Here is a 12,026-nt window from a genome sequence, read left to right as displayed (position 1 = left end):
CGCTGCTGTACGCCGTGCCCCACGGCCGCGAGCGTCCCCGCCCAGCGCGGGCCCCCCATGACCGCGACCGCGCAGCCCCGGAGGAGACGGGAAACATGTCAGCCTGCGTCCCCGCCCGCGCCGATTCGGCCCGAACCAAGCACGTCCATCCAGCCCACAGCCCGCCGCCCGGCGGCCCTCGACGCTTCCGCGTCGCGGGCGCCGATCTGTCGGCCTCGATCGCGGTCTTCCTGATCGCGCTGCCGCTCTCCCTCGGTATCGCCCTCGCCACCGGCGCTCCCCTCCAGGCCGGCCTCGTCGCTGCCGCGGTGGGCGGCATCGTGGCCGGCTGGCTCGGCGGCTGCCCGCTCCAGGTCAGCGGCCCCGCCGCCGGACTCACGGTGGTCACCGCCGACATCATCGTGCGCTACGGGTGGCGTACGACCTGTGCCATCACCGTGCTGGCCGGGCTCGCACAGCTGGGCCTCGGCTGTCTGCGCGTGGCGCGCTCCGCGCTGGCCGTCAGCCCCGCCATCGTGCACGGCATGCTCGCCGGCATCGGCGTCACCATCGCGGTCGCCCAGCTGCACATCGTCCTCGGCGGCACTCCGCAGAGTTCCGTGCCCGACAATCTGCGCGCCCTGCCCGCCCAGCTGGCGAGCCCCAGACCGGCAGACCTCGCGGTGAGCGTGTTGACCCTGACCCTGCTGCTGCTCTGGCCGCGTGTCCCCGGCCGGGCCGGGCAGCTTCTGGGCAAGGTCCCCGCCGCCCTGGTCGCCGTCGCCGGCGCGACCGTTGTCGCGGCCCTCGCCGGGCTCCGGCTGCCCAAGGTCGACCTGCCGTCCTGGAGCAGCCATGCCCTGGCCACGCTGCCCGACGGCCCCGTGCTCGGCCTCGTCGCCGCCGTTCTCACCACCACGCTGGTGTGCAGTGTGCAGTCCCTGCTCGGCGCGGTCGCCGTGGACAAGCTGGTCGCCGCCCGGCCTGGCCTGACCGGCCGCGTGAAACGCTCCAACCTCGACCGCGAGTTGCTCGGGCAGGGCGCCGCCAACATCGTCTCCGGGTCGCTCGGAGGGCTACCCATCGCCGGTGTGGCCGTGCGCAGTTCCGCGAACGTGGGGGCGGGCGCCGTCAGCCGGAATTCCACGATGCTGCACGGCGTTCTCGTAGTGATCGCCGCACTGCTGATGGTCCCTGCCCTGGAGTTCATCCCCCTCGCCGCGCTCGCCTCCCTGGTCATGGCCGTCGGCCTCAAGATGGTGTCCCTGAACCACATCCGCACAGTGACCCGTCACCGTGAGGTGCTGGTCTACGCGGTCACCACCTGCGGCGTGGTGTTCCTCGGCGTCCTGGAAGGCGTCGCGCTGGGCATCGCCGTGGCCGTCGGCGTCGCCCTGCACCGCCTGTCCCGCACCCGGATCACGCACAAGGAGATCGAGGGGGCCCACCATGTACACGTACGAGGCCAGTTGACGTTCCTCGCGGTGCCGAGACTCAGCCGGGTCCTGCATCACGTCCCCCAGGGGGCCGATGCCGTCGTGGAGCTGGACGGGTCGTTCATGGACCACGCGGCGTACGAGACGCTGCAGGACTGGCAGAAGACACACACCGCACAGGGCGGCTCCGTCGACATCACCGGCCGCCGGCCCGGCACCCGTATCTCCGAACCGGCCGACATGGACGGCTGCCGCTGCCGCCCCTGGACACCCTGGCGCAACCACCAGTGCGAGCCCCCGCAGTCGGCGCCCCACTCCGGCACCGACCGGCAGGACGGCTCCGGAGTGGCCACCGGCACGGCGATCGGCCCGAACAGTTCGACAACCCCTGGCAGCCCAAACAGCACTGGCAGCACTGGCAGCACTGGCAGCCGGAGCGACCTGGACGACCCAACCGGAGCGACCGGACCGGGCGGCTCCGACAGACCGGGCAAGCATCTCCGGCCCAGCGGGCCAGGCGCACCCAGTGGGGCCAGCGGACGAGAACTGGCGCGCGGCATCAGCGCGTTCCAGCGAAACACCGCCCCGCTGGTGCGCGGTGAGCTGGCCCGGCTGGCCCGTGAGGGGCAGCAGCCCTCTCAGCTGTTCCTGACCTGTGCCGACTCGCGGGTCGTCACGTCGATGATCACCTCCAGCGGCCCCGGAGACCTCTTCGTCGTGCGCAACGTCGGCAATCTCGTGCCGCTGCCCGGCGAGGAGAGCGGCGACGACTCGGTGGCGGCCGCGATCGAGTACGCGGTGGACATCCTGAAGGTGCGGTCCATCACGGTATGCGGCCACTCGGGTTGCGGGGCCATGCAGGCGCTGCTCAGCACCGAACCCGGGGGAGCGCAGACCCCGCTCAAACGGTGGCTGCGGCACGGGCTGCCGAGCCTGAAACGCATGCCCGAGGACGAGGACACCCGGCCCCTGCTGGCAGGACGCCGGCCCGCCGACGCGGCCGAGCAGCTCTGCCTGGCCAACGTGGTCCAGCAGATGGAGCACCTGCGCGCCCACAGCGCGGTGTCCCGGGCCTTGGACACGGGCGACCTGGAGTTGCACGGCATGTACTTCCACGTAGCCGAGGCACAGGCATACCTGCTCTCCGAGAACACCGACGACGGAGTGTTCGAGCTGGTCCTGGAGACCGACCTGACCGCCTGACCGTCCAAGCGGACGAGGAGTCGAGGCGCGCGGAGTGGGAACGTGCGTAACGGACGCTGAACCCCGCGCCCTCGGCATCCGTGGGTACGGATGACCACTGGTCACGAAGACGCGCAACGACGAGACAGGTCTAAACCAATTTCCCGTCGACCCTTGTCATCGGCCCCCCGCGTCTGATGAGGTGTGGCCTGGGACACAACGGACAACCCTGAGAATGGGAGATGTCGTGAGCAACGAATCCTTGGCCAACCTGCTGAGGGGGGAGACGGGACGATGAGCGAGAATTCCTCCCTCTCCAACCTGCTCAAGGAAGAGCGCAGGTTCGCGCCCCCCGCCGACCTGGCCGCGAACGCCAACGTCACGGCGGAGGCGTACGAACAGGCCAAGGCAGACAGGCTCGGCTTCTGGGCCGAGCAGGCCCGCCGGCTGACCTGGGCCGAGGAGCCGACCGAGACCCTCGACTGGTCGAACCCGCCGTTCGCCAAGTGGTTCAAGGACGGCAAGCTCAACGTCGCCTACAACTGCGTGGACCGCCACGTGGAGGCCGGAAACGGCGACCGCGTCGCCATCCACTTCGAGGGCGAGTCCGGCGACAGCCGCGCCATCACCTACGCCCAGCTCAAGGACGAGGTCTCCAGGGCCGCCAACGCCCTGCTGGAACTGGGCGTGCAGAAGGGCGACCGGGTCGCCGTCTACATGCCGATGATCCCCGAGACGGCGATCGCCATGCTGGCCTGCGCCCGTATCGGCGCCGCCCACTCGGTCGTCTTCGGCGGCTTCTCCTCGGACGCCCTCGCGACCCGCATCCAGGACGCCGACGCCCGTGTCGTCATCACGGCCGACGGCGGCTCCCGGCGGGGCAAGCCGTCCGCGCTCAAGCCCGCCGTCGACGAGGCCGTCGAGCGCGCCGGCATCGTCGAGCACGTGCTCGTCGTCCGCCGTACCGGCCAGGACGTCGCCTGGGACGACTCCCGCGACAAGTGGTGGCACGAGACCGTCGACCGGCAGTCCGCCGAGCACACGCCGGAGGCGTTCGACGCGGAGCACCCGCTGTTCATCCTGTACACGTCCGGTACGACGGGTAAGCCCAAGGGCATTCTGCACACCTCCGGCGGCTACCTCACGCAGACGGCGTACACGCACTGGGCCGTCTTCGACCTCAAGCCGGAGACCGACGTCTTCTGGTGCACCGCCGACGTCGGCTGGGTCACCGGGCACTCGTACATCGTCTACGGCCCGCTCGCCAACGGCGCGACGCAGGTCATGTACGAGGGCACCCCGGACACCCCGCACCAGGGCCGGTTCTGGGAGATCGTGCAGAAGTACAAGGTCTCCATCCTCTACACCGCGCCCACCGCGATCCGGACGTTCATGAAGTGGGGCGACGACATCCCCGCGAAGTTCGACCTGTCCTCGCTGCGCGTCCTCGGCTCGGTCGGTGAGCCGATCAACCCCGAGGCATGGATCTGGTACCGCAAGAACATCGGCGCCGACGCCACCCCGGTCGTCGACACCTGGTGGCAGACCGAGACCGGCGCCATGATGATCAGCCCGCTGCCCGGCGTCACCGACGCCAAGCCGGGCTCCGCCCAGCGCGCGCTGCCCGGCATCTGTGCCACCGTCGTCGACGACGAGGCCAACGAGGTGCCGGACGGCGGCGGAGGCTACCTGGTCATCACCGAGCCGTGGCCGTCGATGCTGCGCACCATCTGGGGCGACGACCAGCGGTTCATCGACACGTACTGGTCGCGTTTCGAGGGCAGGTACTTCGCCGGTGACGGCGCCAAGAAGGACGACGACGGCGACATCTGGCTGCTGGGCCGCGTCGACGACGTGATGCTCGTCTCCGGGCACAACATCTCCACCACCGAGGTCGAGTCGGCGCTGGTATCCCACCCGTCGGTGGCCGAGGCGGCCGTGGTCGGAGCAGCGGACGAGACGACCGGGCAGGCCATCGTGGCCTTCGTGATCCTGCGCGGCACGGCGGCGGAGACCGAGAACCTGGTCGCCGACCTGCGGGCCCACGTCGGCGCCACCCTCGGCCCGATCGCCAAGCCCAAGCGGATCCTGCCGGTGGCCGAACTGCCGAAGACCCGCTCCGGCAAGATCATGCGGCGCCTGCTGCGTGACGTGGCGGAGAACCGTCAGCTCGGTGATGTCACCACCCTGACCGACTCCACCGTCATGGACCTCATCCAGACGCAGCTCCCGGCCGCGTCCAGCGAGGACTGAGCAACACGGGCTGAGCCACACGGGCTGAGCCACGTGGACTGATCCACGAGGACTGAGCCACCTGCTCCGAGGGCGCCCGGCGAGAGACTCGCCGGGCGCCCTCTTTTCGTGCGAAGTGCCCCTTACGTACCGTCGCGGAGATCACCCGGCACCCTCGACGCAGGTTAGGTAGGCTAAGAAACGCGTAAGAGACTCAACAAGATCCTCGAAGAACCCCACCTCGAAGATCCTCATGGTGTGCCGGGAAGTCTGGTCGGCGAGTGTTCCGTGCTGCCCAACGACCGGAGGTTCTCCCCGTGACCGCCCCCCGCCCCCCTCGCAAAGCCTTCGGGCGCCTGTCCCTCCCAGAGCGGAACTACGTCGCGGAGGCACTGCGCACCGAGACGGTCGGCGGTGTCCTCCTGCTCGTCGCCGCGGTCGCCGCGCTCGTATGGGCGAACATACCGGCGCTGAGCGACAGCTACGAGAGCGTCAGCCACTTCCACTTCGGCCCCGAGGCCATCGGCCTGAACCTGTCGGTCGCGCACTGGGCCGCCGACGGACTGCTGGCCGTCTTCTTCTTCGTCGCGGGTATCGAGCTCAAGCGCGAGCTCGTCGCCGGTGACCTGAAGGATCCGAAGGCCGCCGCGCTCCCCGTGGTGGCGGCGCTCTGCGGCATGGCAGTGCCCGCGGTCGTCTACACGGTCACCGCCACCGCCGGCGGCGGTTCCCTGTCCGGCTGGGCCGTGCCCACCGCCACCGACATCGCCTTCGCGCTCGCCGTCCTCGCCGTCATCGGCACGTCCCTGCCGAGCGCCCTGCGCGCCTTCCTGCTGACGCTCGCCGTCGTGGACGACCTGTTCGCGATCCTGATCATCGCGGTCTTCTTCACCGAGTCGATCAACTTCGTCGCGCTCGGCGGCGCGGTCGTCGGCCTCGTCGTCTTCTGGCTGCTGCTCCGCAAGGGCGTCCGCGGCTGGTACCTGTACGTCCCGCTCGGCCTCGCGATCTGGGCGCTGATGTACAACAGCGGCATCCACGCCACCATCGCGGGCGTCGCGATGGGCCTGATGCTGCGCTGCCACACTCGCGAGGGCGAGCAGCACTCCCCGGGCGAGCACATCGAGCACCTCGTACGCCCCCTGTCGGCGGGTCTGGCAGTGCCGCTGTTCGCACTCTTCAGCGCGGGTGTCGCGCTCTCGGGCGGTGCGCTCGCCGACGTGTTCACCAAGCCGGAGACCCTCGGCGTCGTGCTCGGGCTCGTCGTCGGCAAGACGCTGGGCATCTTCGGCGGCACCTGGCTGACGGCACGCTTCACGAAGGCCTCGCTCAGCGACGAACTCCAGTGGGCCGACGTGTTCGCGGTGGCCACCCTGGCCGGCATCGGGTTCACCGTCTCGCTACTCATCGGCGAGCTGGCCTTCGAGGGCGACGCGGCGATGACGGGCCAGGTCAAGGCCGCGGTCCTCATCGGTTCGCTCATCGCGGCGGCCATGGCGACGGTGCTGCTGAAGGTACGGAACGCCAAATACCGCAAGATGATCGAGGACGAGGAGCGAGACGACGACCTCAGCGGCGTGCCGGACGTCTACGAGGAGGACGACCCCGCGTACCACCTGCGCGTGGCCGCGATCTACGAGAAGAAGGCGGCCGAGCACCGCCGGATCGCCGACGAGATGGAGTCGGCGCGGCTTGCCGAGGTGCCGGGCGGGGCAGGCGATGAGGGCGACGGTCCGGCATGATCTGACGAGACGGTACAAAAGACGGACCGTACGCGGTCGGGCCGCGGCAGTCAGGCAGCGCCCGGCGGCCACGGAACCGTACGCAGATCAGCCAGGAGAAGAGGGAGACCGCGATGAGCGCACCCGACGGCAGCCCGGTCGGCACCGAACGCAGCATCGGCCAGCTGTTCGCCTCGGCGACCACCGAATTGTCGGCGCTCGTGCACGACGAGATCGCGCTGGCCAAGGCGCAGCTGAGGCAGGACGTCAAGCGCGGGGCGACGAGCGGCGGGGCGTTCTCGCTGGCCGGGGCCGTTCTCCTGTTCTCGCTGCCGATGCTGAGTTTCGCGCTGGCCTACGCCATCCGGACCTGGAGCGACTGGAACCTCGCGGTCTGCTTCCTCCTCTCCTTCGCGGCGAACGTCCTCCTCGCGGCCCTCCTCGCGCTGATCGGCATCGTCTTCGCGAAGAAGGCCAAGAAGGGCCGCGGCCCGCAGAAGGTCGCCGCCTCGGTGAAGCAGTCGGCGGGCGTACTCCAGAACGCCAAGCCGCACCCGCGGGCGGAGCTGCCCTCGGACCGGTCCCCCGAGGCTGTCGAGGCTGTGGCACGCTCGTCCTCATGACGGACCCCGCCAGCCCCCTGGGGCAGCCCCCATCGGCGCAGCACCCCACTTCGGTCGTACGACTCGACATCCCGGGCGGGCCCGAGGTGACCCACCGGGACGTCGCCGCCAACGGCGCACGCTTCCACATCGCCGAGCTGGGTGACGGACCGCTGGTACTGCTGTTGCACGGGTTCCCCCAGTACTGGTGGACCTGGCGGCACCAACTGGTGGCCCTCGCGGACGCCGGTTTCCGCGCGGTCGCCATGGACCTGCGCGGCGTCGGCGGCAGCGACCGCACCCCGCGCGGCTACGACCCCGCCGGCCTCGCCCTCGACATCACCGGCGTGGTCCGCTCCCTCGGTGAGCCGGACGCCGCGCTGGTCGGCCACGACCTGGGCGGCTACCTGGCCTGGACGGCCGCCGCGATGCGGCCCAAGCTCGTACGACGGCTCGCGGTCTCGTCGATGCCGCACCCCCGGCGCTGGCGCTCGGCCATGCTCGGGGACGTCCGCCAGACCCGGGCGGGGTCCTACGTCTGGAGCTTCCAGCGTCCCTGGATCCCGGAGCGCCAACTGACCGCGGACGACGGCGCGCTGGTCGGCCGGCTGATCCACGACTGGTCGGGCCCGCGGCCACTCGACGACGAGGCCGTGGACGCCTACCGCCGGGCCATGTGCATCCCCTCAACGGCGCACTGCTCGGTCGAGCCGTACCGCTGGTTGGTGCGTTCCCTGGCCCGTCCCGACGGCATCCAGTTCTACCGCCGCATGAAGCGGCCGGTGCGCGTGCCGACCCTGCATCTGCACGGTTCGCTGGACCCTGTGATGCGGACGCGGAGCGCGGCGGGATCGGGGCAGTACGTCGAAGCCCCGTACCGCTGGCGGCTTTTCGACGGCCTCGGACACTTCCCGCACGAAGAGGACCCGGTCGCCTTCTCGACCGAACTGATCAACTGGCTGAAGGATCCCGAGCCCGATCGGTGACCGGCCGGTGTCCGGACGGCGACCGGCCGGTGTCCGGACGGCGACCGGACCAACGCGCCCGGGTGGCGAACCAGAACGCTTGTCCTATCAACGGCTACTTGCCCGACGCATAGGCCAATTGGGCGTCCCGATAACGGTTACCGACCTTGGGGCGGGGGCACACGTCCGGGTATGGGCTGGACGCACGACTACAGTGACGTAGCACGCGACGGCCGCTCCACGAGCGGCGTAAGCACCCACCGACGAGGAGGCACCCCGCAACTGGCGGGTGCGGACCCACGGGTGGGCATCCCGCGCATCCTGCGCCGCCGGGCCCGCTGGGTATCCGTGCGCCTGCGCCATCCACGAACCTGAGCACCGCGCAGGCGACCACGACAAGCGGTCACAACGGGCGGTGCGTGCGACCGGCGCATGCGGTCGGCACGAGCGGCCGGCACGAGCGGCCGGTCCACGCTTCTCAGCAGCCGGGCACCGTGCGGACGATGACGATCGCGCCGTCCCGGGCTCCGAGGGCCGTTCCTAGAGTGCGCAGCTGTCGCTGTCCACCTGCTGGGTCGCGGTGCGGCCCTTCGCGATGTCCTCGCGGATCTCGTCCGCGGTGAGCGCGTAGCCGGTCTCGGCGTCGTCGAGTGACTTGGCGAACACCACGCCGTAGACCTCGCCCTCCGGGGTCAGCAGCGGCCCGCCGGAGTTGCCCTGACGGACCATCGCGTACAGCGAGTAGACGTCACGGTGGACGGTGTCGCGGTGGTAGATGTCCGGTCCGTTGGCCGTGATGCGCCCGCGCACGCGCGCGGGACGGACGTCGTACGCCCCGTTCTCCGGGAAGCCCGCGACGATCGCGCCGTCGTGGCGGCTCGCGTCCTCGTCCGCGAACCGCAGCGCGGGCGCCTCCAGCTCCGGCACGTCCAGTACGGCGATGTCGCGCCGCCAGTCGTAGAGGACGACCGTCGCGTCGTACAACCTGCCCTCGCCGCCTATCTGCACCGTGGGCTCGTCGACGCCGCCCACGACATGGGCGTTGGTCATGACCCGGCGGTCGTCGAAGACGAAGCCGGTGCCCTCCAGGACCTTGTCGCAGTCGGTGGCGGTGCCCATGACCTTGACGATGGAACCCTTGGCACGGGCCGCGACCGCGCTGTCGGCCAGCGCCGGGTCGGGCGCCTGGACCACCGGGATCTGCTCGCTGGAGAAGGGGCTGAAGACCTGCGGGAAGCCGTTCTTCGCAAGGACGGAGGAGAAGTTCGTGAACCACGTGTCGGCCCCTGCGGGCAGCGCCCGGGAGACGCCCTGCAGCACCGTGGAACCGCGGACCTCCTTGCCGAGGGTCGGCAGCGTGGTACCGGCCAGCGCCGCGCCGATCAGCCAGGCGACCAGGAGCATCGCCACGACATTGACCACGGCGCCGCCGGTGGCGTCCAGGGCGCGGGCCGGTGACCAGGTGATGTACCGGCGGAGCTTGCTGCCGAGGTGGGTGGTCAGGGCCTGGCCCACGGAGGCGCAGACGATGACGATGACGACCGCGACGACGGCGGCGGTCGTACTCACCTCAGCGTTGTCCGTCAGGGCGTCCCAGACGACCGGCAGCAGATAGACGGCGACGAGGCCGCCACCGAGGAAACCCGTCACCGACAGGATGCCGACGACGAAGCCCTGGCGGTACCCGACGATCGCGAACCAGACGGCGGCCAGCAGCAACAGGATGTCCAGCACGTTCACTGATTCAGGCCCCGCCCTGTCGTCCTACGCTCACACCGGTCACCCTGTCACGACCGCCAGTCCAGCGGGACCTGCTTCTCCCTGTCCCAGGGCCGCTCCCAGCCCGCGAAGTGCAGCAGCCGGTCGATGATGCCGGCGGTGAAACCCCAGACGAGCGCCGACTCGACCAGGAACGCCGGTCCTTGGTGACCCCTGGGGTGGACGGCGGTCACTCTGTTGGCGGGGTCCGTGAGATCGGCCACGGGGACGGTGAAGACGCGCGCGGTCTCGTTCGGGTCGACGACGCCCACCGGGGTGGGCTCGCGCCACCAGGCCAGCACCGGGGTGACGACGAAGCTGCTGACGGGGATGTAGAGCTTGGGCAGAACGCCGAAGAGCTGGACGCCGGCCGGGTCGAGCCCGGTCTCCTCCTCCGCCTCGCGCAGGGCTGCCCGCAGCGGCCCGTCACCCTGCGGGTCACCGTCCTCGGGGTCGAGGGCGCCGCCCGGAAAGGCCGGCTGACCGGCGTGTGAGCGCAGAGTGCCGGCCCGCTCCATGAGCAGCAGCTCGGGCCCGCTCCCCGCCTCATCGGCGCCGTCACCGCCTCCGTTGCCGCCTCCCTTGCCGCGTCTGCCGCCGTCGCCGTCGCCGTCGCCGAACAGGATCAGTACGGCGGACTGACGGCCCGCGCCGTCCTCCGGGGGCAGGAAGCGGCTCAGCTGTCCGGGCCGCACCGTCTCGACGGCCCGCACCACCGGGTCCAGCCAGCCGGGCAGGCCCTCCTTGCTGAGGATCCCGTCCCGGGTGCGCCCCTGTGTGTCGCCCGCCCGTGTCATCGCCACCCCCGTTCTGCCGATTCCAACGCCCGACGCCACCGAGATCGTTCCGTCACCCGGCCCCCAGCGGAGGCGCCGGGGTCCCGCCCGCGTCCAGATACGCCTGCGGCGGATTCAGACGCTGGCCGGGGAACCCGCCCTTCTCGTACTTCAGCAGCTTCTTCGCCTTCTCCGGGTCCGCCTCGCCCTCCCCGAAGGCCGGGCAGAGCGGGGCGACGGGGCAGGCGCCACAGGCCGGCTTGCGGGCGTGGCAGATCCGGCGGCCGTGCCAAATCACGTGGTGGGAGAGGTCCGTCCAGTCGCTCTTGGGGAAGAGGGCGCCGACGGCGGCCTCGATCTTGTCCGGGTCGGTCTCGCCGGTCCACTGCCACCGGCGCACCAGACGCTGGAAGTGCGTGTCCACTGTGATGCCGGGCCTGCCGAACGCGTTACCGAGGACGACGAAGGCGGTCTTGCGGCCGACGCCGGGCAGTTTGACGAGGTCTTCGAGACGCCCGGGGACCTCACCGCCGAAATCTTCCGCCAGAACCCTGGACAGCCCTATGACCGATTTCGTCTTGGCCCGGAAGAAGCCGGTCGGTCGCAGGATCTCCTCGACCTCCTCGGGGTTGGCGACGGCCAGGTCCTCGGGGGTGGGGTACTTCGCGAAGAGGGCGGGTGTCGTCTGGTTGACGCGCAGGTCGGTGGTTTGGGCGGACAACACCGTGGCCACGACCAGCTGGAACGGGTTGTCGAAGTCCAGCTCCGGGTGCGCGTACGGATAGACCTCGGCGAGTTCGCGGTTGATACGGCGGGCGCGGCGGACCAGCGCGGTGCGCGACTCGGCGCGCGGAGTCTTCGGGGCGACGACCTTCGCCGGGGCGACGCCCTTGACGGCGGCGGTGGCCTTCTTGGCGGCGACGGCGGGCTTCCTGGCGGGCGCCTGCCTCTTGACGGGTCCCGCCGCGCTCTTGACCGATGCCTGCCTCTTCGCGGGCGCCTCCGCGCTCTTGGCCAATGCCTGCCTCTTCGCGGGCGCCGTCTTCTTCGCAGATGCCGGACTGTTCTCAGCGCTCTTCTTCACGGCACCCTTCTCCGCAGTCACCCTCTTGGCAGGCGCCGCCCTCTTTGTCGCTTTCGCCGGTTCCCTACCGCCATCGGGACCCTGTTCGCCCACAGCGGAATCGCGACGTACACCCACCCGCGCAGCCCCCTCGGCCTGTGCTCTCACCGGCGATTTGGACACCCGGCCAGCCTACGGCCCGGCACCGACATCTGCCCCGGACCTCGAAGATCGGCGTCCAATTGGACCCCTGCCGCGTACCCCAGGACACCAGTGCGGCATCCTTGTGACAGATCACACTGTTTGCACTGT

At 70.6% G+C, this 12,026-nt stretch carries 9 protein-coding genes; 6 read left to right on the top strand and 3 right to left on the bottom strand.

All coding sequences use genetic code 11. The annotated features are described in order from the left end of the window. Nucleotides 1–95 precede the first annotated feature (95 nt). The 6 genes from ABEA26_RS19270 (at nucleotide 96) to ABEA26_RS19245 (ending at nucleotide 8,492) form a co-directional block, all read left to right on the top strand. Nucleotides 96–2,618, top strand: coding sequence for a SulP family inorganic anion transporter (locus ABEA26_RS19270; protein WP_345593812.1), 2,523 nt, complete (start codon nucleotides 96–98; stop codon nucleotides 2,616–2,618). A gap of 273 nt (nucleotides 2,619–2,891) precedes the next feature. Continuing rightward, entirely contained in the window at nucleotides 2,892–4,850 is a 1,959-nt protein-coding gene (gene acs / locus ABEA26_RS19265) for an acetate--CoA ligase (RefSeq protein WP_345593810.1), read from the top strand. 296 nt (nucleotides 4,851–5,146) lie between these two features. Beyond that, nucleotides 5,147–6,571, top strand: a complete 1,425-nt coding sequence (gene nhaA / locus ABEA26_RS19260; protein ID WP_345593809.1) for a Na+/H+ antiporter NhaA — start codon at nucleotides 5,147–5,149, stop codon at nucleotides 6,569–6,571. A gap of 113 nt (nucleotides 6,572–6,684) precedes the next feature. Continuing rightward, nucleotides 6,685–7,173: a phage holin family protein gene (locus ABEA26_RS19255; protein WP_345593808.1), complete on the top strand. Its 489-nt coding sequence runs from the start codon at nucleotides 6,685–6,687 to the stop codon at nucleotides 7,171–7,173. Continuing rightward, nucleotides 7,170–8,138, top strand: a complete 969-nt coding sequence (locus tag ABEA26_RS19250; RefSeq protein WP_345593805.1) for an alpha/beta fold hydrolase — start codon at nucleotides 7,170–7,172, stop codon at nucleotides 8,136–8,138. The genes ABEA26_RS19255 and ABEA26_RS19250 overlap by 4 nt, the downstream gene beginning before the upstream one ends. A gap of 171 nt (nucleotides 8,139–8,309) precedes the next feature. Further along, a complete protein-coding gene (locus ABEA26_RS19245; protein WP_345593804.1) occupies nucleotides 8,310–8,492 on the top strand; it encodes a hypothetical protein in 183 nt (60 codons plus the stop codon). Nucleotides 8,493–8,657: 165 nt separating this feature from the next. Here the strand turns inward: ABEA26_RS19245 and ABEA26_RS19240 are convergent, their stop codons facing one another. Genes ABEA26_RS19240 through nth form a run of 3 tightly spaced genes read right to left on the bottom strand, consistent with a single transcriptional unit; the run spans nucleotide 8,658 to nucleotide 11,735 of the window. Then, nucleotides 8,658–9,857 carry a MarP family serine protease gene (locus tag ABEA26_RS19240; RefSeq protein ID WP_345593802.1) on the bottom strand — a complete coding sequence of 400 codons (1,200 nt, stop codon included), beginning with the start codon at nucleotides 9,855–9,857 and terminating at the stop codon, nucleotides 8,658–8,660. Between the two features lie 47 nt (nucleotides 9,858–9,904). Next, nucleotides 9,905–10,672 carry an NUDIX hydrolase gene (locus ABEA26_RS19235; protein WP_345593800.1) on the bottom strand — a complete coding sequence of 256 codons (768 nt, stop codon included), beginning with the start codon at nucleotides 10,670–10,672 and terminating at the stop codon, nucleotides 9,905–9,907. 52 nt (nucleotides 10,673–10,724) lie between these two features. Beyond that, nucleotides 10,725–11,735, bottom strand: a complete 1,011-nt coding sequence (gene nth / locus ABEA26_RS19230; protein ID WP_425587865.1) for an endonuclease III — start codon at nucleotides 11,733–11,735, stop codon at nucleotides 10,725–10,727. Nucleotides 11,736–12,026 lie beyond the last annotated feature (291 nt).

The organism is Streptomyces marokkonensis (assembly GCF_039539045.1).
Taxonomy (GTDB): Bacteria; Actinomycetota; Actinomycetes; order Streptomycetales; family Streptomycetaceae; genus Streptomyces; species Streptomyces marokkonensis.
This window is presented reverse-complemented; position numbering and strand designations above follow the sequence as displayed.